Annotated in this window: 26 protein-coding genes; 16 read left to right on the top strand and 10 right to left on the bottom strand. The window is 70.9% G+C overall.

Annotation, left to right across the window (positions count from 1 at the left end; genetic code table 11):
* Positions 1–83: 83 nt before the first annotated feature.
* The 4 genes from pstS (at position 84) to pstB (ending at position 4,258) form a co-directional block, all read left to right on the top strand.
* Complete coding sequence (gene pstS / locus ACQEVS_RS19225; protein ID WP_433021980.1) at positions 84–1,214, top strand: phosphate ABC transporter substrate-binding protein PstS; 1,131 nt, start codon at positions 84–86, stop codon at positions 1,212–1,214.
* A 170-nt stretch (positions 1,215–1,384) separates the two neighbouring features.
* Positions 1,385–2,353 carry a phosphate ABC transporter permease subunit PstC gene (gene pstC / locus ACQEVS_RS19220; protein WP_433027695.1) on the top strand — a complete coding sequence of 323 codons (969 nt, stop codon included), beginning with the start codon at positions 1,385–1,387 and terminating at the stop codon, positions 2,351–2,353.
* 11 nt (positions 2,354–2,364) lie between these two features.
* Positions 2,365–3,432, top strand: coding sequence for a phosphate ABC transporter permease PstA (gene pstA / locus ACQEVS_RS19215; protein ID WP_433027692.1), 1,068 nt, complete (start codon positions 2,365–2,367; stop codon positions 3,430–3,432).
* A gap of 46 nt (positions 3,433–3,478) precedes the next feature.
* Positions 3,479–4,258, top strand: a complete 780-nt coding sequence (pstB, locus tag ACQEVS_RS19210; protein ID WP_433021978.1) for a phosphate ABC transporter ATP-binding protein PstB — start codon at positions 3,479–3,481, stop codon at positions 4,256–4,258.
* Between the two features lie 226 nt (positions 4,259–4,484).
* Here the strand turns inward: pstB and ACQEVS_RS19205 are convergent, their stop codons facing one another.
* Both ACQEVS_RS19205 and ACQEVS_RS19200 read right to left on the bottom strand, forming a co-directional pair.
* A complete protein-coding gene (locus ACQEVS_RS19205; RefSeq protein WP_433021976.1) occupies positions 4,485–5,483 on the bottom strand; it encodes an anion permease in 999 nt (332 codons plus the stop codon).
* A 6-nt stretch (positions 5,484–5,489) separates the two neighbouring features.
* Positions 5,490–6,110, bottom strand: a complete 621-nt coding sequence (locus ACQEVS_RS19200) for a DUF47 domain-containing protein (RefSeq protein ID WP_171171115.1) — start codon at positions 6,108–6,110, stop codon at positions 5,490–5,492.
* Between the two features lie 287 nt (positions 6,111–6,397).
* Between ACQEVS_RS19200 and ACQEVS_RS19195 the strand changes: the two genes are divergently transcribed.
* Entirely contained in the window at positions 6,398–6,886 is a 489-nt protein-coding gene (locus ACQEVS_RS19195) for a metal-sensitive transcriptional regulator (protein WP_433021973.1), read from the top strand.
* 204 nt (positions 6,887–7,090) lie between these two features.
* Here ACQEVS_RS19195 and ACQEVS_RS19190 read toward each other — a convergent pair whose 3' ends face one another.
* Together ACQEVS_RS19190 and ACQEVS_RS19185 are read right to left on the bottom strand one after the other, a co-directional pair.
* Positions 7,091–7,285 (bottom strand): hypothetical protein, encoded by a 195-nt coding sequence (locus ACQEVS_RS19190; RefSeq protein ID WP_433021971.1) that lies wholly within the window; start codon positions 7,283–7,285, stop codon positions 7,091–7,093.
* A 175-nt stretch (positions 7,286–7,460) separates the two neighbouring features.
* Entirely contained in the window at positions 7,461–8,450 is a 990-nt protein-coding gene (locus tag ACQEVS_RS19185; RefSeq protein ID WP_433021969.1) for a hypothetical protein, read from the bottom strand.
* 210 nt (positions 8,451–8,660) lie between these two features.
* Here ACQEVS_RS19185 and ACQEVS_RS19180 point away from each other — a divergent pair, with 210 nt between their 5' ends.
* Both ACQEVS_RS19180 and ACQEVS_RS19175 read left to right on the top strand, forming a co-directional pair.
* Entirely contained in the window at positions 8,661–8,894 is a 234-nt protein-coding gene (locus ACQEVS_RS19180; RefSeq protein WP_433021967.1) for a hypothetical protein, read from the top strand.
* A 102-nt stretch (positions 8,895–8,996) separates the two neighbouring features.
* Positions 8,997–10,574: an FAD-binding oxidoreductase gene (locus ACQEVS_RS19175; protein ID WP_433021965.1), complete on the top strand. Its 1,578-nt coding sequence runs from the start codon at positions 8,997–8,999 to the stop codon at positions 10,572–10,574.
* Positions 10,575–10,652: 78 nt separating this feature from the next.
* Here ACQEVS_RS19175 and ACQEVS_RS19170 read toward each other — a convergent pair whose 3' ends face one another.
* The 4 genes from ACQEVS_RS19170 to ACQEVS_RS19155 form a co-directional block, all read right to left on the bottom strand.
* Positions 10,653–11,387, bottom strand: coding sequence for a phosphatase PAP2 family protein (locus ACQEVS_RS19170; RefSeq protein ID WP_433021963.1), 735 nt, complete (start codon positions 11,385–11,387; stop codon positions 10,653–10,655).
* Positions 11,388–11,578: 191 nt separating this feature from the next.
* Positions 11,579–12,583: an NlpC/P60 family protein gene (locus ACQEVS_RS19165; RefSeq protein WP_433021961.1), complete on the bottom strand. Its 1,005-nt coding sequence runs from the start codon at positions 12,581–12,583 to the stop codon at positions 11,579–11,581.
* 137 nt (positions 12,584–12,720) lie between these two features.
* Positions 12,721–14,502 carry a protein kinase domain-containing protein gene (locus ACQEVS_RS19160; RefSeq protein WP_433021959.1) on the bottom strand — a complete coding sequence of 594 codons (1,782 nt, stop codon included), beginning with the start codon at positions 14,500–14,502 and terminating at the stop codon, positions 12,721–12,723.
* A gap of 86 nt (positions 14,503–14,588) precedes the next feature.
* Positions 14,589–15,050: an ATP-binding protein gene (locus ACQEVS_RS19155; protein WP_433021957.1), complete on the bottom strand. Its 462-nt coding sequence runs from the start codon at positions 15,048–15,050 to the stop codon at positions 14,589–14,591.
* A 235-nt stretch (positions 15,051–15,285) separates the two neighbouring features.
* Here ACQEVS_RS19155 and ACQEVS_RS19150 point away from each other — a divergent pair, with 235 nt between their 5' ends.
* Together ACQEVS_RS19150 and ACQEVS_RS19145 are read left to right on the top strand one after the other, a co-directional pair.
* Positions 15,286–16,173, top strand: coding sequence for a helix-turn-helix domain-containing protein (locus ACQEVS_RS19150; RefSeq protein WP_433021955.1), 888 nt, complete (start codon positions 15,286–15,288; stop codon positions 16,171–16,173).
* A 10-nt stretch (positions 16,174–16,183) separates the two neighbouring features.
* A complete protein-coding gene (locus ACQEVS_RS19145) occupies positions 16,184–16,384 on the top strand; it encodes a DUF397 domain-containing protein (RefSeq protein ID WP_433021953.1) in 201 nt (66 codons plus the stop codon).
* A 19-nt stretch (positions 16,385–16,403) separates the two neighbouring features.
* On the opposite strand, the gene ACQEVS_RS19140 is transcribed toward ACQEVS_RS19145, so the two are convergent.
* Positions 16,404–16,829 carry a DUF3995 domain-containing protein gene (locus ACQEVS_RS19140; protein WP_433027689.1) on the bottom strand — a complete coding sequence of 142 codons (426 nt, stop codon included), beginning with the start codon at positions 16,827–16,829 and terminating at the stop codon, positions 16,404–16,406.
* Positions 16,830–17,257: 428 nt separating this feature from the next.
* Between ACQEVS_RS19140 and ACQEVS_RS19135 the strand changes: the two genes are divergently transcribed.
* The 3 genes from ACQEVS_RS19135 (at position 17,258) to ACQEVS_RS19125 (ending at position 19,092) form a co-directional block, all read left to right on the top strand.
* A complete protein-coding gene (locus ACQEVS_RS19135) occupies positions 17,258–17,854 on the top strand; it encodes a cysteine hydrolase family protein (protein ID WP_433021951.1) in 597 nt (198 codons plus the stop codon).
* Positions 17,851–18,804 carry a GlxA family transcriptional regulator gene (locus ACQEVS_RS19130; RefSeq protein WP_433021949.1) on the top strand — a complete coding sequence of 318 codons (954 nt, stop codon included), beginning with the start codon at positions 17,851–17,853 and terminating at the stop codon, positions 18,802–18,804. Before ACQEVS_RS19135 ends, ACQEVS_RS19130 begins: the two co-directional genes overlap by 4 nt.
* Before the next feature lie 69 nt (positions 18,805–18,873).
* Entirely contained in the window at positions 18,874–19,092 is a 219-nt protein-coding gene (locus tag ACQEVS_RS19125) for a DUF397 domain-containing protein (RefSeq protein ID WP_433021947.1), read from the top strand.
* A 58-nt stretch (positions 19,093–19,150) separates the two neighbouring features.
* Here the strand turns inward: ACQEVS_RS19125 and ACQEVS_RS19120 are convergent, their stop codons facing one another.
* Positions 19,151–20,593, bottom strand: coding sequence for a serine/threonine-protein kinase (locus ACQEVS_RS19120; protein ID WP_433021945.1), 1,443 nt, complete (start codon positions 20,591–20,593; stop codon positions 19,151–19,153).
* Positions 20,594–21,056: 463 nt separating this feature from the next.
* Here ACQEVS_RS19120 and ACQEVS_RS19115 point away from each other — a divergent pair, with 463 nt between their 5' ends.
* The 4 genes from ACQEVS_RS19115 (at position 21,057) to ACQEVS_RS19100 (ending at position 25,402) form a co-directional block, all read left to right on the top strand.
* Positions 21,057–21,365: a hypothetical protein gene (locus tag ACQEVS_RS19115; protein ID WP_004955155.1), complete on the top strand. Its 309-nt coding sequence runs from the start codon at positions 21,057–21,059 to the stop codon at positions 21,363–21,365.
* A 239-nt stretch (positions 21,366–21,604) separates the two neighbouring features.
* Positions 21,605–22,477: a hypothetical protein gene (locus ACQEVS_RS19110; RefSeq protein ID WP_433021943.1), complete on the top strand. Its 873-nt coding sequence runs from the start codon at positions 21,605–21,607 to the stop codon at positions 22,475–22,477.
* Positions 22,467–23,846, top strand: coding sequence for a hypothetical protein (locus ACQEVS_RS19105; RefSeq protein WP_433021941.1), 1,380 nt, complete (start codon positions 22,467–22,469; stop codon positions 23,844–23,846). The genes ACQEVS_RS19110 and ACQEVS_RS19105 overlap by 11 nt, the downstream gene beginning before the upstream one ends.
* Before the next feature lie 2 nt (positions 23,847–23,848).
* Positions 23,849–25,402 carry an SCO6880 family protein gene (locus tag ACQEVS_RS19100; protein WP_433027686.1) on the top strand — a complete coding sequence of 518 codons (1,554 nt, stop codon included), beginning with the start codon at positions 23,849–23,851 and terminating at the stop codon, positions 25,400–25,402.
* Positions 25,403–25,493 lie beyond the last annotated feature (91 nt).

Raw genomic sequence — 25,493 nt, 5'->3', positions numbered from 1 at the left:
CACCGCACCACAGAATTCCGAAACCGCACCACCTACCTCTCGCACGCCGCCCCAGCGGCGGCTCCCGGAAGGAACACCCGAAAGTGAAGCTTCAGCGCAAGAACCGGCTCCGGGCCGTCGCCTTCGGCGCCATCGCCGTCTCCGGCGCCCTGGTCCTCACGGCGTGCGGCTCGGACGACAACAACGACAGCGGCCAGGGGGGCAACGGCACCGCCAAGTCCGCGTCGAACGTCAAGTGCGAGGGCAAGGGCCAGCTCCTGGCCTCCGGCTCGTCCGCGCAGAAGAACGCGATGGACCTGTGGGTCAAGAACTTCATGTCCGCCTGCAAGGACATCCAGATCAACTACAAGGCCACCGGATCCGGCGCCGGCATCCAGGAGTTCCTGCAGGGCAAGACCGCCTTCGCGGGCTCCGACTCGCCGCTGAAGCCGGAGGAGGTCGCCAAGTCCAAGGACGTCGTCAAGGGCGGCCAGGGCATCAACCTGCCGATGGTGGGCGGCCCCATCGCCATCGGCTACAACCTGCCGGGCGTGGACAACCTGGTCCTCGACGCCGACACCCTCGCCAAGATCTTCGACGGCAAGATCGAGAAGTGGAACGACGAGGCGATCGCCAAGCTCAACAAGGACGCCAAGCTCCCGGACACCAAGATCCAGGCGTTCCACCGCTCGGACGAGTCGGGCACCACCGACAACTTCACCAAGTACCTCAAGGCCGCGGCCGGCAACTCCTGGCCGTACGCGCCCGCCAAGGCGTGGGCCCCCAAGGGCGGCCAGGCGGCGGACGGTTCGGCCGGTGTCTCCTCGCAGGTCAAGCAGGTCCAGGGCGCCATCTCGTACTTCGAGCTGTCCTACGCCACCGCCAGCAGCATCAAGACGGTGAAGCTCAACACCGGCGCCTCGGCCCCGGTCGAGGCCAGCCCCGACAACGCGTCCAAGGCCATCGCCGAGGCCAAGATCACCGGCACCGGCAAGGACCTGGCCCTCAAGCTCAACTACACCACCAAGGCCGAGGGCGCCTACCCGCTCACCCTGGTGACCTACGAGATCGTCGGCGACAAGGGCAACAAGGCCGAGACGCTGCCGGCCGCCAAGTCCTTCCTGACCTACATCGCCAGTGAGGACGGCCAGTCCGTGCTCAAGCAGCTCGGCTACGCGCCGCTGCCCGCCGAGATCGCGAAGAAGGTCCGCGAGAACGTCGCGAGCCTCTCCTGAACCCCCGTGCGGCCGCCCAGCGGGCGTTCGCACGATCCGGTGCACCGCCGCGCCACGGGCCGGACGCACAGCGCGTCCGGCCCCGCAGACCGGAGAATTCCGTGAATGACAAGGACATAGCCAACCCGGCACCGGCCGACCGGCCACCCGGCCAGGCCACCCCCGACCTGGTGGCGGCCCAGCCCGCCCCCGCCCTCGGGGCCAGGACGACGAAGGCGACCAAGACCACCGTCCGCCCCGGCGACCGGATCTTCCTCGGGCTCTCCCGCGGTTCCGGCATCCTCCTCCTGGTGATCATGGCCGCCATCGCGGTCTTCCTCACCGTCCGCGCCGCCCACGCGCTCTCCGTCGACGAGGGCAACTTCCTCACCACGTTCGACTGGAAGGCCAACGCCGACCCGCCGGTCTTCGGCATCGCGGTCCTCGCCTTCGGCACCGTGGTCAGCTCGCTGATCGCGATGGTCCTCGCCGTCCCCGTGGCCGTCGGCATCGCGCTGTTCATCTCGCACTACGCGCCGCGCAGGCTGGCCGCGCCGCTGTCGTACGTCATCGACCTGCTGGCCGCCGTGCCGTCGATCGTGTACGGCCTGTGGGGCGCCCTGTTCCTCGTGCCGCACCTCGGCGGACTGTACGGCTGGCTGGACGAGTACTTCGGCTGGACCGGCGTCCTCGCCTACCACGGCGGCGCCGCGCGCTCGCTGTTCACCATCGGCATCCTGCTGGCGATCATGATCCTGCCGATCGTCACCAGCGTCAGCCGCGAGGTCTTCCTCCAGGCGCCGAAGATGCACGAGGAGGCCGCGCTGGCGCTCGGCGCCACCCGCTGGGAGGTCATCAGGACCGCCGTCCTGCCCTTCGGCCGCTCCGGCGTCATCAGCGCCTCGATGCTCGGCCTCGGCCGCGCCCTCGGCGAGACGATGGCCGTCGCGACCGTCCTCTCCCCCAGCTTCCTGATCTCCACCAGCCTCCTCGACCCGGGCGGCGGCACCTTCGCCCAGAACATCGCGAGCAGCTTCAAGGAGTCCGGCGAGACCGGCAAGGACGCGCTCATCGCCTCCGGCCTCGTCCTGTTCGTCCTCACCCTGCTGGTCAACGGCGCGGCCCGGATGATCATCGCCCGCCGCAAGGAGTTCTCGTGAGCGACGTGACCATGAACCGTCCCGCGACCACCGACGACACGTCCCCACCGGCCCCCGGCCTGCACCGGCCCCGGCTGCCGCGCTGGGCCCCCGCCGCCCTGGCCGCCCTCGCCCTCGCCATCGGCTGCGGCATCGGCCTGGGCGCCGGGATGGACAGCAAGGTGCAGTGGGGCCTTATCGCCGCCGTGCTCTACGTCGTACTGACCTACGGCTTCACGGCCCGGGTCGAGGGCCGCCGGCAGGCCAAGGACCGGCTCGCCACCAGCCTGGTCTGGATGTGCTTCCTGATCGCGGTCGTCCCGCTGGTCTCGCTGATCTGGGAGACCATCGCCCGCGGCTCCAAGGTCCTCGACGGCGGCTTCCTGTCGCACTCCATGGCCGGCGTGCTCACCATCCAGCCCGGCGGCGGCGTCTACCACGCGATCATCGGCACCCTGGAGCAGGTCGGCATCGCCACCGCCATCGCGGCGCCGGTCGGCCTGCTGACCGCCGTCTACCTGGTGGAGTACGGCCGCGGCCGGCTCGCCCGGGCCGTGACGTTCTTCGTGGACGTGATGACCGGCGTCCCGTCGATCGTCGCCGGCCTGTTCATCCTCAGCTTCTGGATCATCATGCTGGACTTCGACTACTCGGGCTTCGCCGGCTCGATGGCCCTGGCGATCCTGATGATGCCCGTCGTCGTCCGCTCCACCGAGGAGATGCTCAAGCTCGTCCCCAACGAGCTCCGCGAGGCGTCCCTCGCCCTGGGCGTGCCCAAGTGGCGGACGATCCTCAAGGTCGTCCTCCCGACGGCCATCGGCGGCATCGCCACCGGCGTCATGCTCGCCGTCGCCCGCGTCGCCGGCGAGTCCGCGCCCATCGTGCTGCTGGTCTTCGGCTCCCAGGTGATCAACAACGACCCGTTCAACGGGGCGCAGTCCTCGCTGCCGTACTACATCTACGAGCAGTGGGCGGCCGGGAACGACGCCAGCTACGACCGCGCCTGGGGAGCGGCCCTCGTACTGATCGCGTTCGTCATGATCCTCAACCTGGTGGCCCGGGGCATCGCCCGCTGGAAGGCTCCCAAGGCCGGTCGCTGACCGCCCTCGTACGCTCCTGAGCTCCTGAGAAAGAAGCAGTGATCCCATGGCCAAGCGCATCGACGTCAGCGGCCTCTCCGCCTACTACGGCGCCCACAAGGCCATCGACGACATCTCGATGACCGTCGAGCCCCGCTCCGTGACCGCCTTCATCGGCCCCTCCGGCTGCGGCAAGTCCACCTTCCTGCGCACCCTCAACCGGATGCACGAGGTCACCCCGGGCGGCCGCGTGGAGGGCAAGGTGATGCTCGACGACGAGAACCTCTACGGCTCCGGCGTCGACCCCGTCTCCGTCCGCCGCACGGTCGGCATGGTCTTCCAGCGCCCCAACCCCTTCCCGACCATGTCCATCTACGAGAACGTCGCCGCGGGCATCCGCCTCAACGGCGGCCGGATCCGCAAGTCCGAGCTGGACGGGGTCGTCGAGAAGTCCCTCAAGGGCGCCAACCTCTGGAAAGAGGTCAAGGACCGCCTCAACAAGCCCGGCGCCGGCCTCTCCGGCGGCCAGCAGCAGCGCCTCTGCATCGCCCGCGCCATCGCCGTCGAACCGCAGGTCCTGCTGATGGACGAGCCCTGCTCGGCCCTCGACCCGATCTCCACCCTCGCCATCGAGGACCTCATCGGCGAGCTGAAGGAACGGTTCACGATCGTCATCGTGACCCACAACATGCAGCAGGCGGCGCGCGTCTCCGACCGCACGGCCTTCTTCAACCTGGCGGGTATGGGCCAGCCCGGCAAGCTCGTCGAGATCGACGACACGGAGCGGATCTTCTCCAACCCGTCGGTGCAGGCGACGGAGGACTACATCTCGGGGCGCTTCGGGTAGGCCCTGGCCTTCCAGCCCGTCCGGCGTTTGAGGACAACCGCGCGGAGCGCGGTTTCAGGGGGTCCGGGGGTCCGCCCCCCGGGGATCGGCGAAGGGGCGGGACCGGGGCACCCCACCGACTCGCCCCGCGGCGCTGCATGGCGGTGCCGCCGCGGAGCGAAAAGGGCCCGCCCCCTGGGTGCCAGGGGGCGGGCCCGATCCGTCGGACAGCGTCGGACAGCCAAGGTCACCCGAAGGCGAGCTGCACGATCCAATAGCTGAACGCGGCGACGATCGCCGCGGCCGGCATCGTGATGAACCACCCCATCACGATGTTCTTCGCGACACCCCACCGCACGGCCCGCGACCCCTTGGTGGAGCCCACGCCCATGATCGCGGAAGTGATCACGTGCGTCGTCGAGATCGGCGCGTGGAACATGAACGAAGCCGTGTACATCACCGAAGCGGCCGTCGTCTCGGCGGCGAACCCCTGCGGCGGGTCCAGCTCGATGATCCGCCGCCCGAGCGTCCGCATGATGCGCCAGCCACCCGCGTAGGTGCCCAGCGACAGCGTGATCGCACAGACCAGCTTGACCCAGAGCGGAATCGCGGCGTCCTTGTCCTGGACGTCCCCGATGACCAGGGCCATGACCACGATGCCCATCGTCTTCTGGGCGTCCTGGAGGCCGTGCCCCAGCGCCATGCCCGCCGCGGAGACGGTCTGAGCGATCCGGAAGCCCCGCTTCGCCTTGTGCGGGTTGGACTTCCGGAACATCCACATGATCACGACCATCACCAGATAGCCGATGATCAGGCCGACGAACGGCGAGAGGAACATCGGGACGACGACCTTGTCGACGACGCCCGACCAGATGACGGTCGTCCCGCCCGCGAGCGCCGCGCCCACCATGCCGCCGAACAGGGCGTGACTGGACGACGACGGCAGGCCGAAGTACCAGGTCACCAGGTTCCAGACGACCGCGCCGACCAGCGCGGCGAAGAGGATGCCCATCCCCTTGTCGCCGACCGGCGTCTCGATCAGGCCCTTGCTGACGGTCTTGGCGACGCCGCTGCCCAGGAAGGCACCGGCGAGGTTCATGACCGCCGCCATCGCCAGGGCCGCGCGCGGGGTCAGCGCCCGCGTGGAGACCGAGGTCGCGATGGCGTTCGCGGAGTCGTGAAAGCCGTTGGTATAGGTGAATCCGAGCGCGACCGCGATGGTCACGACGAGTGCGAACGTATCCACCGGGGGTCAGGACTCCTTGACCGCGATGGTCTCGACCGTGTTCGCGACGTGCTCGAACGCGTCCGCCGCCTCTTCCAGCACATCCACGATCTGCTTCAGCTTGAGCACCTCGATGGCGTCGTACTTGCCGTTGAAGAGGTGGGCGAGCAGCTTGCGGTGGATCTGGTCGGCCTGGTTCTCCAGGCGGTTGACCTCGATCCAGTACTCGGTGAGGTTGGTCATCGTGCGCAGGTTCGGCATGGCCTCGGCGGTGAGCTCGGCGGCTCGCGCGAGGACCTCGATCTGCTGCTCGACGCCCTTGGGCAGTTCCTCGACCTGGTAGAGGACGACCAGGTCGACCGCCTCTTCCATGAAGTCCATGATGTCGTCGAGCGAGGACGCGAGGGCGTAGATGTCCTCGCGGTCGAACGGCGTGATGAACGAGGAGTTCAGCTGGTGGAAGATCGCGTGGGTCGCGTCGTCCCCGGCGTGCTCCGCTGCCCGCATCCGCTCGGCGATCTCGGCCCGGGCGGACGGCTCCGCACCGAGCAGTTCCATCAGGAGCTTGGAGCCCGTGACGATGTTGTCCGCGGACGCGGCGAACATGTCGTAGAAGCTCGTCTCCCTGGGGGTCAGACGAAAGCGCACGTGGGATCCTCGGGGTGCAGCGGATTCGGTCTCGTTGATGCTAGGCGCATCATCCGGCCACAGCTAACTGGCATTCCCTCAGTGTCGCCCATCGGGCAGAGTGCACACCAAGCCGGTACCACCCTCTCCACGGCCGCACGCCGGGGATTTCGCTACCATATACCCGGCAGGGGTATATACGTGGGGTATAAGCCGGGCACCGACACGGGACGCTCCGCGGCCCCGCCCCGAACGGACGGCGACACGCCGTCCTACGGCGCGGAACGCGCGGGACAACGGAGGACGCCATGACCACCACGGGAACCACAGCGGCCGGCACCGGCGAACCGGCCACGGCGTCCTGCCACGGCGGACCCGCCCCCGCCGCGGGAACCGGCACGGGAACCGGCAGGGAAACCACCGGGGCCTCCGAAGCCGCCGGGTCCGTCGAGGCGGCCGGGACGACCGGGACGGCCGGAAGCGACAATGCTCACAGCGCCGGGACCCACCACGGCCCCCACGGCTACAGCCACCAGAAGGACTTGCACCTCAAGCGACTGCGCAGGATCGAGGGCCAGATCCGGGGCCTCCAGCGCATGGTCGAGGAGGACGTCTACTGCATCGACATACTCACCCAGGTCTCCGCGGGCACCAAGGCGCTGCAGTCCTTCGCCCTCCAGCTCCTCCAGGAGCACCTGCGGCACTGCGTCGCCGACGCGGCGGTCAAGGGCGGCGACGAGATCGACGCCAAGGTCGCCGAGGCGACGGCGGCCATCGCACGGCTGCTGCGGTCCTGAGCCGGGCCCGGGCGGGAACGGTCCCGGGGCTGGAGGGAGGGGTCTCGGGGTCGGACGGGAGGGGTCTCGGGGCTGGAAGGGCGGGGTCTCGGGACTGGAAGGGAGGGGTCTCGGGCCCGGCGGATGTCCTTCCGCCCGAAAGGGAGGAACCTCCGGCCCAGATGGGCGGGCCGTACGTCCGCCACCCCGCCCTCAGCCCCGCCCTCAGCCGTCCGAGTCCCCCTGCGGTGCCGGCCGCCGGGACCGGGGCCGTACGACTCTGAGCACCTCGTCGATCCGGTCCGGACTCAGCCGTTCCTCGGCCGCGCCCGTGGCGGCGATCATCAACTCGCCGTAGAGGTCGATCTCGATGAGGGCCACGGGATCCGGACCGGGTGCCGAACCGCGCCGCGAAACCACGTGATTCACCTCCTCGGGCCTTGCGTGTCTGGTACGGGAGCACTCACTCACCGGCCTCCGGCCGGGCGGACCGGCCGGGCGTCTTACGAGGGTCCGGTTTCCAGATTAGTGATCGGTACACACGCCGCGCATGGCACAGAAGGACCATTTCCATGGCCAATCAGGCCCGGCTCCGCTATTTGCGCGGTGAGGCGACCGTCCCCGCATAAATATCGCCGGAAGCCGGGAGCCGGATGTCGGGCGCGAATCCGAACGAGGTGAGTTCGACGGTGGAGACCACGGTCATCGGCCCGGCGGTGGCGGGAGCGGCCGTACGGCCCGCGGGAGCACCGTCCTCCGCCCTCTTCCCCTTTTCTCCCCCTTCCCTCCTTTCCCCCTTTTCCCCTTCGTCCCGGACGCTGAAGCGGTAGCGCAGGACGCGCGCCCGGCCCGCGTCGTCGAGGAAGGCGTCGAAGACCACGGTCCCCGAGGAGAACCCTTTCGCCGCCGCGGCCAGCGCCGCACGGTCCCGGGCCGGTGCCCGCCGCGCCGCCTCCGCCAGGTCGACCTTCCCCCGGTAGTGCCGTACGGGGACGCCGTCCACGCCCTCGTCGCGCACGTACGTGACCTCCCGCGCGCCGCCGAGCAGTTCGGCCGCCGCGAGCGGGTCCGTCGCACCGCCGGTGAGGAGGTCGCCGTCGGCGAGGGTGCCCGTTTCGAGGCGGACCCACTTGTCCGCGGGGACGCCCGCGCCCCGGTTCTTCATGTACAGCGCGCCCGGCGTGAAGACCTCGGTGATCGGCCGGTGCTCGGCGGCCCCCCGGGCGTCCTCGGGCACCAGCACCGTCAGGCTTCCGGCCGGCCGTGCGAAGTCGTAGGCGCCGACGCCCCGGATCGTCAGCCGCGTCCCGCCGCTCTCCGTCTCCATGACGGTACGGACCCGGGCGCCGCCCGCCGCGGCCAGGGCCTCCCGTACCCCGCGCAGCGCCTCGGCCGCCCGCCCCGGGTGGGCCTCGCCGGTGGTCCGCACCGCCCGCAGCGCCCCGCCGTGCCCACCGCCGAAGGCGTCCCGCGCCTCCTCGCCCGGTTCCGGTTCGGCGCAGCCGGTCACCAGCAGGCCGAGGGCGAGGCCGCCCGCCACCGCCGTGGCCACCGCGGCCCTGCGTCCGTGCCCCTGCACCGCCATGACCGTCAGCTCCCTGCCGTGCGCTGGTGGAACCTGTTCTCTTCCAACGACCGCGTCCGGGCCGCCGTCACGGTCGCGGAATGCGGCGGACGGGGACGGATGGGGGCGGACGGGGACGGATGCGGGCGGGCGGGAACGGACGGGGGCGGACGGCCGACGGGAACAGACGGAGGCGGCCGGTCCGGCCGGTCCGGCCGGTAGCGTGGTGATGTGTCCGAGACGCACCCCGCACAGCGCCCCGCGCGGCCTTCCATACCGTCCTCCGCGCAGCCCCCAACGGCACCCTCCGTACCGTCCACCACAGTCGAACACCACGTCAGCACCGGTGAACGCGGCGCCTTCTGCTCGGCCCGCTGCACCTGCGGCTGGCTCGGCCCGGCCCGCCGGGCCCGTTCCCAGGCCCGCACCGACGCGGACGGGCATCTGGCACAGACCGGTCACTGATCCCTCGCCCCCGCCCCGGGAACCGTTCCCCCACCCTGATCATCTGTTCCTTACGTCGGTACAGGTATCAGGGCACACGGGAACAACGGGGGCGAACGCACCATGGACAGGCGCACACTGCTGACGGCCGCGACGGGACTGACCGCGGCGGCCTGGGCCGCACCCGCCCTCGTGGGCGGCACGGCGACCGCGGCCCCGGTGACTCCGGCGGCCCCGGCGAACACGGCGGTTCGCACCGCCGCCCGCTCCGCCAAGGTCCGGGCGGCGGACTGGACCGCCCTCGGCAAGGGCCTCAAGGGCGGCGTCATCCGTCCCGACGACGCCGACTACGCCACCGCCCGGCAGCTCTACAACACCCGCTACGACGGACAGCGCCCGGCCGGCGTCGCCTACGTCGCGGGCACCCAGGACATAGCCGCCTGCCTCTCCTTCGCCCGCCGCTTCTCCATACCGGTGTCCATACGCAACGGCGGCCACAGCTACGCCGGTTGGTCCGGCGGCGACGGGCGGCTCGTCCTCGACGTCTCGCGGCTGAGGACGATCCGCACCCCCACCTCGTCCTCCGCCGTCATCGGCGCCGGCGCCAAGCTCATCGACGTCTACACCGGCCTGGCGGCGAGCGGCGTCACCATCCCCGCGGGCTCCTGCCCCACGGTCGGCGTCTCCGGCCTCACCCTCGGCGGCGGCCACGGCGTCCTCTCCCGGGCGTACGGCCTGACCTGCGACAGCCTCACCGGCGCCACCCTCGTCACCGCCGACGGCAAGACCGTCGAGTGCGACGCCAAGCGCAATCCCGACCTCTTCTGGGCCCTGCGCGGCGCCGGCAACGGCAACTTCGGCGTCGTCACCGAACTCCGCTTCCGCACCCGCCGGGTGGGCGACGGCGTCACCGGCTACGTCTCCTGGCCGTGGGCCAAGGCCGCCGACGTCATCCGCGCCTGGCAGGAGTGGGGGCCGAGCCAGCCGGACGAGATCTGGTCCGCCTGCGACCTCTCCGTCACCCCCGGCCGCACCCCGCACATCGCCGTCGCCGCCTTCTCCCTCGGCGCGAAGAGCGGCCTCGCCAACGCGCTGGACAAACTGGCCGCCAAGGTCGGCGGCGGCAAGGCGAGCATCTCGGTGCGCAGCCGCCCGTACCTGGACAGCATGCGCCGTTACGCCGGCTGCGCCGACCTCACCCTCGCCCAGTCCCACCTCCCGGGCCGCACCCCCGGCCGCGACAAGGCCGGCAAGCTCGGCCGCGAGACGTACGCGGCGCGCTCCGACTTCTACGACCGCTCGCTCGACGCCGCCGGCATCCGCACCCTCCTCGACCAGACGGAACGGTTCGGCCGCAAGGGCGGGGGCGGCGGCGGATCGATTCAGCTGACGGCGCTCGGCGGCGCGGTCAACCGCGTCAAGCCGCTGGACACGGCGTTCGTGCACCGCCGCTCGCGGTTCCTGGCCCAGTACCTCACCTCGTGGGGGCCCACGGCGTCCGGCGGCCCGCAGGTCGCCTGGCTGGACGGCATCCACGCCGCGATGCGCCGGTACGCGTCCGGCGCCGCCTACCAGAACTACGCGGACGCGGGGCTGAAGGACTGGCGCCGGGCGTACTACGGGGACGCGGCGGACCGGCTGACGAAACTGAAGCGGCAGTACGACCCGCAACGGGTGTTCGACTTCCCGCAGGCGCTGTGATCGCGGCCTGTACGAGAGCGGCCCCGGCCTCCTGTTCTTCTCCAGGAGGCCGGGGCCGCTCGCATGTGCCGCTGACGCCTACGCGGCCAATCCCTTGTCGTGCCGCTGCGTCTGACGTCCCGTGACACCGCCGCCGTCCGGCTCCTCCGCGACGACGATCGGCGCGGGCGCGCTCCGCGACCGTACGAGCCACCCGGCGCGCGACGCGGCGACCCACCCGGTCAGCGGCGTCAGCAGCATCATCGCCAGCGGCGCCAGCAGCAGCACCACGGCGGTGCCGAGCGCCAGACCGCCGATCACGTCCGTGGGGTAGTGCACGCCCATGAAGACCCGGCAGAAGCCCTCCAGGAACGCGAGGCCGATGCCGATCAGCCCGTACCTGCGGTGCGCCACGAACAGCCCGACGCCCAACGCCATGGTGAGCGTGGCGTGATCGCTGACGAACGAGAAGTCCGTCTTGCCCTTGACCAGCACGTCGAGCCCCTGGTGCTCCAGGAACGGGCGGGGGCGCCGGACGAAGCCGCGGATCGGCACGTTGACGAGCAGCGCCAGGCCCGCCGCCAGGGGCGCCCACAGCAGCGCGGCGACGCCACCGGGGGCGTCCGGGGCGCGGCGCACGCTCCACCACGCACAGACCATCAGAACACCGAGCCCGACGACGATTCCGTACTCGCCGACGAACTCCATCGTGCGGTCGAGCCACCCCGGGGCGTCCTTGGCCAGCCCGTTGATGTCGTACAGCAGGCTGACGTCGGGGCCCGACGAGCCTCCCTTGGCCTCCGCCAGGGGATGGACCGCCTCGTGTCCGGGCATGTGGTGCCCCCTTATCTGTCGCCTGTAGCTCGGTGCAGCTGCCAAACCCCCGTGGTCCGTGCGCCCATGGTGAGGCGCGGCTCGCCCACCCCCATGGAACGCGCCCATCCGACCCGGCGTTCCGCTCTCCACTCAATGATCACCAGGACGTTATCCAAGGGTGACCAGGGGCGGAGCAGGAGGCCCAGGGTTCACACGCCGTTCGCCCTGGGCAACGCCTTCGCCCCCGCATCCGTCACGCGCGTGGCACCGATGTAATCCGGCGTGTCGATTTTGTCGAACCGGTTCACGGCCCCCGTGTGCGGCGCGTTGATCATGTAACCCCCGCCCACGTACAACCCCACGTGATGGATCGAACGCGGGTCGTTCAGGTTGTGCGCGAAGAAGACGAGGTCCCCCGGCATCAGCTCGTCCCGCTTCGGGTGCGGCCCGGCGTTCCACTGATCGTTCGCGACACGCGGCAACTCGATCCCCACGGACGCGTAAGCCGCCTTCGTCAGCCCCGAACAGTCGAACCGCCCCCCATCCGCCGCGGTCCCCTCCCCGCCCCACAGGTACGGCTTCCCCAGCTGCTCCTGAGCGAAGTAGATGGCCCCTGCGGCCTGCTGGGAGGGGGCTACGCGGCCTACGGGGCGGGCGAAGCTTTTTTCGAGGTCGCGGATGGATCTGACGTAGCCCTGGGTTTCGCTGATCGCGGGGACGCCCGCGGCCTTGATGACGCGGTAGGCACCCGCGTTGTACGCGGCCAGCATGTTGTTCGTGGCGTCGCCCGGAATGCCCTTGACGTCCCGCGCCAGGGCGCAGTCATAGGTGGCCGCCGACGCGATGGCATCGGCCGGTTCCCATATGTCTCGGTTTCCATCGCCGTTGGCGTCCACCCCGTACTGGGCCCAGGTCTCGGGGATGAACTGGGCGATTCCCAGCGCACCTGCGGGGCTCCGCGCTTTCGGGTTCCAGTTGCTCTCGGTGTAGAGCTGAGCCGCGAGCAGCGGCGGCGAGATCGCGGGGCAGAGATTGCCCCATTTCTCGATCAGCGGTTGGTACTCCACGGGAACCGCGCCCTTGGCCAGGCCCACGGCGCCCCGGGCCCCACCCGCGATGTTGCCGGCAATGGTGAACGTCGCGAAGAAGAGCAGCCCGAGGAGGCTCATGCCCAGCCCGATACCGATACCGATGCCCACCCACCACTTACGCACCCGCCAATACTCCCCCAGTGCGGCTCCATATACCCCCGGTTCGGAAGGCTTTGGCCGAAGGTACAGAGCGGGGGAGCGCGTTCGTCCGGTCGGCGCGGCCGGGTGTGAGCCGGTGTGTGCGGCGGATGCGTCGAGCGCTACCGCACCGTGAATCCCCGGCACATCACGCTGGCGTACTCCTTCGGCCCCTTGACGTGATAGAAGATCACGGTCCAGTCGCCGGGGTCGGCGTGGAACGGCACGGCCGAGGCGTAGGGCTTGCCGCCCTGCATGGCCCGGAAGTCGTCCGGATATCTCAACTCGACGTCCTTCGTCGGATCTCCACTGGCGAACAGGTCGACGGGGGTGCTGGTGTACCCCATACCGAGGTTGGTGAACTTGGACGCCTTACCGGTCCCGGGATCGATCTCGTGCGGCGGTTTCACCGCCACCGACACGTAATACGGCCTTTCCAGCTTCGGATCCGCGTACTTGAGGCGGAAGGAGATCCCTCCGCCGTCGGCGGTCACCACCGGCCCTTCGGCCGGGTTGTCGATGGCCTGGATCGCCGCCTGGAAGTGCTCGCTCCGCTCCTCGGACGGCATGTTGCAACTGCCCATACCGGATCCGCCGGCCGGGCTCCAGAAGTCCCGGTTCGGATTCGTGGCCTCGATGTATTTCGGCTCCTCCTGGGGCCCCGCGGGCGGTCCCGCACTCGTGGGCGGGGCGCTCGCGGCCGAGGGACTCTGCGGCGTGCCGCCCGGCTTTCCGGCCGGGCCGAGGGTGCCGGCGGGCAGCCCGGAAGGCACGGCGGCCGGCTGTCCGGACGGATCGGCACCGACCGCACCGGTCCCCGATGTGCGGTCGCCGTCATCCGGCAGGGCGACCACGAGCCCGACGGCGACCCCGAGCGCCACAGAACCGGCCGCCGCGCCGATCCACAGCCCCCGCCGGGACCGGCGCCGCGGCGGCTCGGGCGCCTGCGGTGGCGGTACGTACGTCGGGGCGTACGTAGGCGTGTACGCGGCCCCCACGGGCCGCTGAGGTATCAGGCCGGCCGCCATCGCCGCCGGAACATCCTCCGGGGCCCGCTCCCCGAGCCCGGCGAACGCGCCGTACACCGGATCGTCGACGAGCGACGACGTCACGCCGCAGCGCCCGATCACCTCGGAGAGGGCCGGCCGCGCGCCCGGGTCCGCCGCCGTGCAGGCCCGGACGAGCTCGGCCAGCCGGGGCTCGACCCCGTCGACGTCGACCTCCCCGTGCACGACCCGGTACACGACGGACTCCAGCGACCCCTCCCCGTACGGCGGCCGCCCCGTCGCCGCGCAGGCGATCGTCGCGCCGAGCGCGAACACATCGGCGGCGGACGTCACTTCGTTCCGCGTGATGACCTCGGGCGCGGTGTAACCGGGCGTACCGGGCGCGACACCGGTCCGCGTGAGAGCCGTCTGCTCCGCACCCCGCGCGATCCCGAAATCGATCAGCTTCGGCCCGACCGGCGACAGGATGATGTTGTGCGGCTTGAGGTCCCGATGAGTGATCCCGTGCTCGTGCACCTGCTCCAGCGCCTCCGCGAGCGCCGCGAACAGCCGGAAGCACGTCTCCGGCGGCAGCGGCCCCCGCTCGCCCGTGACCCGCGTCAGCGTCGGGCCCGGCACGTACTCGGTGGCCAGCCAGTACGGCGCCGTCTCCAACGAGGCGTCCACCAGGTTGGCCGTGTACGCGCTGCGCACCGCCCGTACCGTCTCCACCTCGCGCCGGAAGCGGGCCGCCGCGTCGCCGGACTGGGCGAAGTCCTCCCGGATCACCTTGATCGCCAACTGCCGCCCGCCGGGCGACCTGCCCAGGTACACCTGTCCCATGCCGCCGCTGCCGAGCCGGGCGAGGAGCGTGTGCGGGCCGATAGCCGGGGGGTCGTGAGGGCGCAGGGGATCCACGGGCCAGACTCTGCCACAGGCGGAGCGGCCCGGGAGGGCCCGGGAGAACACCGTGGACGAAGATCACACACGGCGTCCGGCCCTTGTCAGGAACCGAGCTGGAACCAGACCGTCTTCCCGGTCCCCGGCCCGTGCCGGCACACCCCCCAGTCCGTGGCGCACGCCCCGACGATCAGCATCCCGTTGCCGCGCTCCGGCCGCTCGTCCGGCTCCCACCGCCGGGGCGGAACGGGCACGGGCAGCCCCGGCGCGTCGTCCCGCACCAGCACCCGCACCCCACCCGCCGCCCACTCCACATGCACCCCGACCGGCGCCGGACACCCTGTACGACGACAGGCGTCGATCGCGTTGGTCACCAACTCGGACGTCAGCAACATGGCCATCTCCGTCAGCTCGGACGTATGGACGTCCCCGATCGCCGTCCGCACGGCCTCCCTCGCCATGCCCACCCACGCGGGCGCGGGCGGGAACGCGAAGGAGAAGTCGGTACGAGGCCGGAGGTGCGGGTGCGGGCCGGCGGCCGGGGCCAGGGTGGTGATGGGACACATGCGTGACTCCTTGAGTTCACCGGTGCCCGTCCGTCTCATGCGGTGGCATTGCCGTCGACGCGCATGGCTCCGCTCGACGGTGCGCTTCCGGCTTACGGCGGCGGGAAGGGCGGTCGCGACGACCGTAGAGGACTTCGGTTGCCAACCTGCAACCCGTTCAGGGTGATTGCCCCCATCGAGTGGCTCGCGCCGACCAAAACCCGGCAGACTGCTGACGATCCGCAGGAGGGCATGCATGGGCCTACGCGCCAACCCCACCCAACGGCAGCGCCGCTTGGGCCTTGAATTGCGCAGACTCCGCCTTGCCGCCGGGCTGTCGGTCGGCGAGGCCGCCGCCGTGGCGGGACTCGGCCCGCCCCACCTGGGCCACATCGAGGCGGCTCGCACAGCCATTCCCGAGGTGAAGCTACGGGCACTTGCTGACGCGTACGGTTGCCGATCCGAACCGCTGGTAGACGCGCTCGTGGAGATGGGACGGTCCACTGGACGGGGGTGGTGGTCCGATTACAAGCGCCATATGGCAAGCGAGGCCCTTGATTTGGCGGAGCTGGAGGCGTCGTCCGTATCGTGCCGGTCTTTCCAGTGGCTCTACGTGCCCGGCCTGCTCCAGACGCCCGACTACGTCCGGGCACTCATCGAAGGTGGGGAAAGCGACGCCGATCCGGCGCTTCGCGAGAAGTACATCGAATTCAGGCTACGGCGACAGGACGCGGTTCTGTCTGGCACGTTGCGGTTCCACGCCGTGGTCCACGAGACCGCCCTGCGGCTGCAGTTCGTACCGCCACACGTCATGCGCGACCAGATCGAGCACCTGGTCCGCATGGCCCGCCTCCCTCAGATACGGATTCAGCTCCTGCCGTTCAAGACCGGCGTCTATCCGCCCTCGTCCAACACGCCTTTCCTTGTCTTCCAGGCGGCCGTACCCGAGCTCGACACTGTCTACATCGAGCAACCGGCCTCGTCCCCCTTCATCAGCGATCAGCAACATCTGCGGGGCTTCAGCAAGTCGTTCGAGGACCTGCAAGCCATCGCCCTGCCGCCGATTGACCCAAGAACTGAACGCGAGTTCTCTACGGACAGAGACTCCCTGAGCCTCATCCACCACTTGCTGTACACCCTGTGAAAGGCGTCCCATGCCGATGGCCCAATGGCAGAAGTCGAGCTTCAGTACCAGCGGCGGCAACGGCGACTGCCTGGAGGTGGCCGCCCTCGGAGCCGGCACCCTCCGCCTCCGCGAGAGCGACGCCCCCGGAACCGTCCTCACCCTCAACCCCACCGCCCTCCGCTCCCTCCTCACTCTGATCCGGAACAGGCGGCTGAACGCCGGTCGTTAGTGTCGTGGCCGAGTAGCTCTCACCTCGCACCCGCGCTCCGAAGATCGAACGCGCCCTCCGGGCGCCTCGTCCGGCGGCCGAGGCAGGCAAGACCGAAGAGCAGCCCGCCGGCCATGAAGAACGGCTCGTACAGGAAGGTCGCGAACCTGCCCATCGCGTCGAGGTCGGAAGCCGTACGAGCGCCGACGGCCAGGGCCGCCCAGTCGGGAACGGACGGCATGGCGTGGAAGAGCAGCAGTGCGGTGGTGCCCCAGAGGAGGACGGTGAGCGGTCCGGCCGGCAAGCGTGTGCCCCAGGGCCGGACGAGCGCCAGGGCCAGCGCGGCGGCCACGGCGCAAACAGGGACGGCGAGGACGTCGATGACCAGGAGCGGGGTGTTGCCGCGCACGGAGAGACCCGCCGGCAGGCCGATCCGGCCGTCGAAGAGCCAGTACAGGTGGACCAGGGAGAAAGCGATGGCCCAGGCGGCGGCTGCGTAGGCGGCGGCCCGAAGGAGCGGCGGGGAAAGGCGGGCTGCCCGAGGGGCAGTGGCGTGGGGGTGAGGTCCATGGGTCCACCTTCGCCGGGCGGGCGTGCCGGGCGGATCGTCCGGGCGGACGGTCCCGCTCCCCCGTCAGGGGGAGCGGGCCTCCTCCACGAGGCGGGCCACTCGGCGGCAGTGGCGGGCCGGAACGGCCGCTTGAAACCGTGTCCGCGCGGCGCGGGACGCACGGTGACCAGGACCGGCCGCGAGGCCCTGCGACTGCTCGCCGGTGCGCTGAGGCGCCGCGCCCGCGGCCATCCGCCGTGCACCGGCACCGCGTGACCGGATCGTTCCGGACCCGGGCCCGATCAAGCCTTCAGGCGGCACGCCCCGCGCCGCAGGATGAAGCCATGAACAGCGCACTCATCGTGATCGACGTCCAGGAGTCCTTCCGGCAGCGGGCCAACTGGGCCGCCACCCACAACCCCGACGTCGTCGAGAAGATCAACCGCCTGCTCGCGGCCCAGCGGGCCAAGGGCGAAGGGGTCGTCTGGATCCTGCACTCCGAGCCGGGCACCGGCACCGTCTTCGACCCCGAGCGCGGCTTCAACCGGCCAATCGAGGGGTTGGAGCCGGCAGAGGGCGAGCCCGTGCTCGTCAAGTCGTCGCACAACGCCTTCACCACCACCAACCTCCAGCAGTACCTCACCCAGCAGGGCGTCCGCGAGGTCCTGATCACCGGTATCCGCACGGAGCAGTGCTGCGAGACGACGGCCCGGGTGGCGTCGGACCTCGGGTACGACGTGACGTTCGTGACGGACGCGACGGCCACGCACCCGATCGAGCACCCGGACGCCCCGGAGGGCCGCACGCTGGAGGAGATCCTCGCGGACCCGCGTACGCTGCGGACCGACGCGATCGTGGCCCGTACCGAGTACGTCCTGGCGGGCCGGTTCGCGCGAATCGCCACCGTCGACGAGCTGACCGAGGAGCTGACCGGATCGTGACCCGCGTCGTCTTCCTGCTCGTGCCGCGGCTCCACCTGCTGGACCTCGCGGGCCCCGCCCAGGTCTTCTCGACGGCCGACGACCTCGGGCACCCCTACGGGATCACGTACGTGAGCGAGCGGGAAGACGTCCCCACGGCCCAGGGCATCACCTTGCGCGCCGGCACCGAGTGGCCGGCGCTGACGCCCGACGACTTGGTCGTGGTCCCCGGCTGGCGCACCAAGGGTCTCCGGGAACACGTGGACATCCCCCGTGCGCTGCTCGACCGGCTCGTCGAACACCACGACGCCGGCGGGACCGTGGCCAGCATCTGCGCGGGCGCGGACGCCCTGGGCCGGGCCGGTCTCCTGGACGGCCGGCGCTGCACCACCCACCACGACGTCCAGGACGCCCTGGCCCGGCGCTACCCGAAGGCACACGTGGTGCGGGACGTGCTGTACGTGACCGACGGGCGGTTGATCACCTCCGCGGGGATCGCCAGCGGCATCGACCTCGCCCTCCACCTCGTCGCCCTCCGGCACGGCGCGGCGACCGCGGCGCGCGTCGCCCGGGAGATGGTCGTCTTCGCCCGGCGGAACGGCGACGACCAGCAGCACAGTGCGATGCTGCGGCACCGCGCGCACCTCAGCGACGCCGTCCACCACGCGCAGGACCTCATCGACTCCCGCTACACCTCCGTCCTCCGCCTCTCCGACCTGGCCTCGTCCGTCGGTCTCAGCGAACGCTCCCTCACCCGTCACTTCACTCACGCCACCGGCCTGACGCCCCTGCGCTACCAGCAGGAGCTGCGCCTTGAGCACGCCGAGCACCTCATCGCCCAGGGCTCGACGGTGGAATCGGCCGCCCGCGCCGTCGGCTTCCAGGACGCCCGCATGCTCCGCCGGCTCAGGGGCCGGGCGCAGAGCTGCCCCGCTCCCACCGGAGACCGCGAACCGGCCGGCTTCCGGTAGACCGCCCCACCCCCAACTCCTCTATCGTGGGCGGACGTCAGCGTCACAGCAGGAGCGAGAGGGGACGTCGTGCCACAGCGCGTACCGGACGGCCTGGACTGGATCCCGGCCACCGACGACCCGACGGACACCACCTACCTTGAGGTGGCGTTCGACGGCGAGGGACAGGTCTACCTCCGCGAGAACCTCACACCGGAGAAGGTCGTCATCACCACGGAACCCAAGTGGGAGGCGTTCGTCCTCGGCGTGCGGGCCGGCGAGTTCGACCACTTCGTCGAGGACGTCTGAGCGCACGGGCGGCACCCGCCGTCAGTCGCCGTCCCCGCTGTCCCCACCGTCGTCACCGTCAGTCGTCGTCTCCGCTGTCCCCGCCGTCTCTCTCGTCGCCGTCGTCCGCGCCACTGCCGTGCCGGTCGTGCCGGGCCGGGCCGTGGTCCTTCTTCCCCTTCTTCCGCTCGCTCCCGTCGCCCCGCGACGCCCGCGAAGGCGTGGCGGCGGGTGCCACATGCCGGGTCTTGTCCGCGGCACCGCCGTCCTGCGGCAGCCCCTCGCTCATCTCCCCGGTCTGCCCGCCGCCCGGGCGGACCCCGTTGTCGTCGCCGCCGTCGGAGGCGAACAGGGACGCCCCGATGACCGCCGCCACGGCGAAGGCCACCACTCCCGCCACCGCACCGGCCACGGCCTTCGGGCTGCGCAGCCCCTTGCCCCCGCGCGTCCCCTGCCCCGTCCCGGCCCGGCCGGCGTCGGCCCGGCGGTGCCCGGACAGGGCGGGGGTCGAGCGCGTCGCCGGAGAACCGGGGAGGGCGTACGTCGTCACGCTCTCCTGGTGGAGCATCGGATCGTGGCCGGCCCCGGACATGCCCGGCGGAGGCCCCGCGAGCGGCCCCGCCGGAGGCACGTACGGCGGGGAGGACGGTGCCGCCGGCGGTGTGTACGGCGGGGAGGGCGGCGCCGGAAGCGGCGAGGACATCGCGCCCACGGGCCTCCCGGCGGACATCGGCGGCTGCGCCTGGCCCATCGGCTGCCGGTCGCTCCGCCAGGCGCCGCTCGCGAACCAGTCGGCCACTTCCCGCGCCGAGGGCCGCTCCTCCGGTTCCTTGGCGAGCATGCGCAGCAGGTAGCCGTCGAGGGCCTGCGAGACCTCGGGCCGGTGCTCCCGCGGCGGCGCCGGCGGGGTGTCGACATGGAGGTACAGGAGCGCGGTGGGGCTCTCGGCCCAGAACGGGGGCTGCCCGACCAACAAGTGGTAGAGAACGCACCCCAGCGCGTAGACGTCCGACGCCGGCCCCGCCACGCGCCCCAGCGCACGCTCGGGAGCGAGGTAGGTGCTCGTACCGACGATCTGGCCGGCCCTGGTCAGCCCCGCCGACGTCTCGTCGACGAAGCGGGCGATGCCAAAGTCGCCGATCTTCACCGTGCCGCTGCGGTCCAGCATGAGGTTGCCCGGCTTCACGTCCCGGTGGACGACCCCCTGCTGGTGGGCGGCCGCCAGCCCCGCCGCGGCCTGCGCAGCGACGTCGGCGACCCCGGCGGGCGAGAGCGGGCCGCGGGCGGCCAGCTGCTGGGCCAGGCTGGGGCCGTTCACCAGCTCCATCACCAGATAGAAGCGGCCGTCCCAGGAACCGAAGTCGTAGACCGACACCACTTGAGGGTGATTCAGCCGGGCCGCCGTCTGCGCCTCCAGCCGGAAGCGCTGGGCGGCGGAGTCGTCTCCGTCGTCGCCAAGGAGCAGCTTGACCGCGACCTGACGGCCCAGCACCTCGTCCTGGCCGCGCCAGACTTCGCCCATACCGCCCCGGCCGAGCAACTCCCCAGCCGGTAGCGTTCGGCAACCAGCACCCCTACCACCCTTGAACTCGACGCACCCCACGAACCATGCGATGAGTGCGATGAACGCGATGAACCAGCCCCGCGACCGCCCCCTGCGGCGCGTGCGAGAGCGGCCCCCACAGCCTACCGACCACACCAACGGTTCCCCGAACATCCGTACACCCCCTGCCCCCACGCCCATTGCCCGCCGTGGGCATGCGTGATACACAGAGTCACCATAGAGCTACCCACTGACAACGGCCGGCGGGCCGGATGACCACAGGGCGGCCGCACCGACCGGAGATGCCGCGGGCATATGCGGGTTCCATCAAAAAATGCCGCCAAGTCGACATACAAGTGCGGCATCGTCAGCGAAGATAGGTACCGACCTTTGCCATGCGGCAGAGGCGGCGCAACTACCCTCTAGGGGCGGTGAGTTACGAATGTTCTTGGCAGCCGGAAAAGGCGACATCAACACCATTATCGGCGGAATCGCCCCAAACTGGGGGCCTTTCGGCAGCCTGGGCCGCGAGGCCCGGGTGATGATCGAGGTCATCATGGCCGTATCGATCCTGCTCTGCCTCGCCATCGCGATCTGGGGCGCGGCGAAGCAGCGCATCGGCGCGACGGCGCTCCGCGACACCTTCAGCGCGGAACAGGGCAAGGGCCTCATCGTCGCGGGACTGACCGGTGTGTTCATCATCGGCTCGCTCGGCACGCTGTTCACGATCGTCTACGGCATGGCCGTGTGATCCGGCGTCCGCCGGGCCCGGCCGCCCCGGCCGGCGGACACCCGGCGCGCCCCCGCACCGGCGCGCCCGTACGGCGTCTCCACCCCGCGCGAACCCGCACACCCCGCGGGTCCCCCCACACAAGGCTGCTTCCTGATGCCCCCTCACTCCCTCACGCCCTCCCCCCGGAAACCGCCCGCACCGCTACCGTCGTCTCATGGCGGCAGGCCCGCGACGACGCATGAGGGAGCAGGCACGCGATGAGTCTCGGTGACGACGGCTACCGAAGCGGTCAGGGCTCCGGCGGCGACGGCGGGGGTTACGGCGGGTACGACGCCGACGACCACCATCTGACCCGCACCCGGCTCCCCGAGGGCGAGGTGGACCCCTACGCCCCCCAACGCCGCCCGGTACGCCCCAGCCGGAACCTCATCACCATCGTCGCGGTGGTCGTCCTCCTCGTCGCCGCCATCGCCTTCGCCAACCGCGGCGGCGACAAGTCGTCGTCGGACAGCGGCAACGGGAGCTCAGCGAAGGGCGGGAGCAGCGCGACGGCGCCTTCGGGGGTGAAGCCGGTGGAGGGGAAGAACGGGGGGATTCCGTCGGGGTTCGCGCACGACGAGCAGGGGGCCCAGTCGGCGGCGGCGAATTTCGCGGTGCTGATGGGCGGAGATGGCATGTTCAAGACCGACAGACGCCACGCCATCGTGGAGACGATCTACACTCCTGCCGCGGCCGCGAAACTCAAGCAGCCGCAAGACGACGCCTACTCGCCCGACTTCCTCAAGCGGCTCGGCCTCGATTCCTCCGGTAACCCGCCGCAAGGCAAGACCTTCATCTCCCGCACCGTGCCGGTCGGCACCAAGGTCGAGTCGTATTCCGAGGACACTGCCAAGGTATCGGTCTGGTACTCGGGTTTGATCGGCATGGCAGGTGCCGGGTCCACGGACCCCGTGCGTACGACCTGGAAGACCTGGACGTTCACGCTGAAGTGGACCGATGGTGACTGGAAGGTCGAAGACGACAGCCAGCGGGACGGTCCGGCCCCAGTCCCTCAGGACGTGCCCGCAGCCAGCGCCGAGGACATCACCAAGGCGGTCAAGGAGTACGGAGGCTTCACCTATGCCCGGTAAGCCACGCCGTGCACTTACGCTCACTTCAGCTCTCGTGGGACTGCAAGCTACCGTCGTCGTCCTCGCGTCTCGGGTGATCGCGGCGCCCACCCCCACCCCGACACCGAACGGTACGAAGGCGCCGACCCCGACGCCCACGCCGAGCGGAAGCGGGATGCCCTCTCCAGGGCCGAGTTCGTCGGCAAGCCAGGGCAACAACCCTTGCGATTTGCTGATCGGCCCCGCCCGCCAATACTGCCAATCCCCCTCCGACAAGACCCCGAAAAGCCCCCCCGACACCTCCACCGCCCTGGACCCCGCCGCCGCCCTGGCCAAAGGCTGCGCCGAAGCGGCCCAGTGGACGGTCGAGAAGCTTTCGGAAGCCGTGAAGAACACGAGCAACGTGGACTTCACGAACAGCACCTTCCTCCGCCAGTACGCCGTCGTCTTCGCCGCGTCGACGATCCTGACGCTCGTCCTCTGGCTCCTGGCCGTCGCCAAGCGCGCCGTGCGTGGCGTCCCGTTCACGGAAGCGGTGACGGAAGCGGTCGGCTTCCTGTGGCTGACGGTGCTGGCCTCCGCCTTCACCCCGTTGATCCTCTACACCGTCGTCCAGGCCACGGACGCCGTGACGGAGGCCATCGCCTCGGGCACCGGCGCGAAGAACGACCAGTTCTTCAGCGCGTTCTCGCAAGCGCTCAAGCAAGGCAACGGCATAGGCGGCGGACCGATCATGCTGATCGTCGTCTCCCTCGTCTCCGTCCTCGCCGCCGGCGTGCTCTGGCTGGAGCTGGTGATCAGGGCGGCGCTGCTGTACGCGGGCGCGCTGCTCGGCACGGCGGTCTACTCGGGGCTCGTCGACAAGAACATGTGGGGGCACGTCCGCCGCTGGGCGGGCATCATGATCGCGGTGATCCTGGTGAAGCCGATCATCGTGATCGTGCTGGCGCTCGCCGGAGCGCTCTCCTCCGGGCAGGGCCCGAAGGAGCTGTCCGCCGTCGTCTCCGGCCTGGCGATCATCATCCTCGCCATCTTCTCCAGCGCGATGATCTACCGCTTCGTCCCCGGCTTCGGCGACGAGATCATCAGCAGCCGCAACGCCAGCAGGGACGCCGCGTCCCGCCAGGCGGCGGCCGTGATCTCCTCTCCCGCCTCCCTGGTCAAGCAGGGCATCACCACTCACAGCGCCCGCGGCGGTGGAGGCGGGGGCGGGGGCGGCACCCAGGCCGCCCGTCCCGCCAACCCCCTCTCCGGCGGCGTCGCCGCGCACAGCGCCCGCCGGCCCCCGGGCACGGGCGGCGGCGCACCCGGCGGCGGCGCCCCGGGCGGAGCCGCCCCGAAACCGCGGGCACAGAACAACGGCAATACCTCTGGAGGTGAGCGGAGTTGACGATCGAGGCGCAGTCCCCGCCGGTCGCGGCCCGCCGTACGTATCTGATCGGCCGGGCCCGCCCCAACGCGGTCGTCGGCAAGAACCGGGAGACCGGTGAGATCGGACTGATCATCGCGGGGGCCTTCCTCGGCATGATGTGCGGCCTGCTGGTCCCCATCCTGCCGCTGCGGATCCTCACGCTCACCGGCTTCCCCGCGCTCGCGCTCGCCGCCGTCTACGTGCCCTACAAGCAGCGCACGTTCTACAAGTGGTTCGAGATCAACCGCAGCTACAAGCGCTCCCTGCGCCGCGGCGTCACCTACCGTTCCGCCGCCGTCGAGGCCGGCACCCGGCTCGACGGGCGCGAGGTGGAGGTCGGCCCGCCGCCCGGTATCGGCCGGATCAACTGGCTGTCCGCCCCCTTCGGTCCGGACGAGATCGCCGTCCTGCTGCACGCCGACCGCCGTACCGTCACCGCCGCGATCGAGATCGAGGGCCCCGGCGTCGGCCTGCGCGACTCGGAGGACCAGGAGGCCCTGGTCGAGCGGTTCGGCACGCTGCTCAAGCACGTCGCCAACGGGGACGGCTACGTCACCCGCCTCCAGATGCTGGCCCGCACCCTGCCCGCCGACCCGGACGCGCACGCGAAGGACGTCGAGCGGCGCGGCGACGACAGGACGCCGGAGTGGCTCAAGGAGTCCTACGAACAGCTCCAGTCGATGGTCTCCACCTCCTCCGAGCAGCACCGCGCCTACCTCGTCGCCTGCATGCACTACACCCGCGACCTCTCCGCCGAGGCGCAGGCCATCGCCCGCGCCTCCCGGCAGGGGGGCGGCAAGCGGAAGCTGGACCGGGACGGCGGCCTCGCCGTCGTCATGGCCCGCGAACTGACGGACATCTGCGCCCGGCTCGCCGAGGCCGACATCCGCGTCCGGCAGCCGCTCGGCCAGAGCCGGCTGTCGTCCCTCGTGCACTCCATGTACGACCCCGACCACCCCATCGACCACATCCAGGCCATGACCCAGCGCAACGCCTGGCCCGCCGAACTGGACGCCCTGCAGCCGACGTACCTCCAGGCGAAGACCCGCGAGTCGTCGACGCGCGAGCCGTGGTGCCACGCCACCGCGTGGATCAAGGAGTGGCCGATGACCCCGGTGGGCGTCAACTTCCTCGCCCCGCTGCTCGTCCACACCCCGGACGTCATCCGCACGGTCGCCGTCTGCATGGACCTGGAGCCCACGGACGTCGCCATCGAGCGGATGCTGACCGAGAAGACCAACGACGACGCCGACGCCTCCCGCGCCGCCAAGATGAACCGCGTCGTCGACCCGCGCGACGTCGCCCACCACTCCCGCGTCGACCAGCGCGGCGAGGACCTGGCCAGCGGCGCCGCGGGCGTCAACCTCGTCGGCTACATCACCGTCTCATCCCGATCCCCCGAGGAACTGGCCCGCGACAAGCGGACCATAAGAGCGTCGGCCGGCAAGAGCTACCTCAAGCTGGAGTGGTGCGACCGCGAGCACCACAGGGCCTTCGTCAACACGCTGCCGTTCGCGACCGGCATCCGGCGATGACCGGCGGGCCCGGGAGAACCGGCAGGACCAGCACCACGGGAACGACCGGCACGACCGGCACGACCGGCCCATGAACGCCAGACGCCGCAGA

Source organism: Streptomyces sp. CA-181903 (assembly GCF_050937075.1).
Taxonomy (GTDB): Bacteria; Actinomycetota; Actinomycetes; order Streptomycetales; family Streptomycetaceae; genus Streptomyces.
This window is presented reverse-complemented; position numbering and strand designations above follow the sequence as displayed.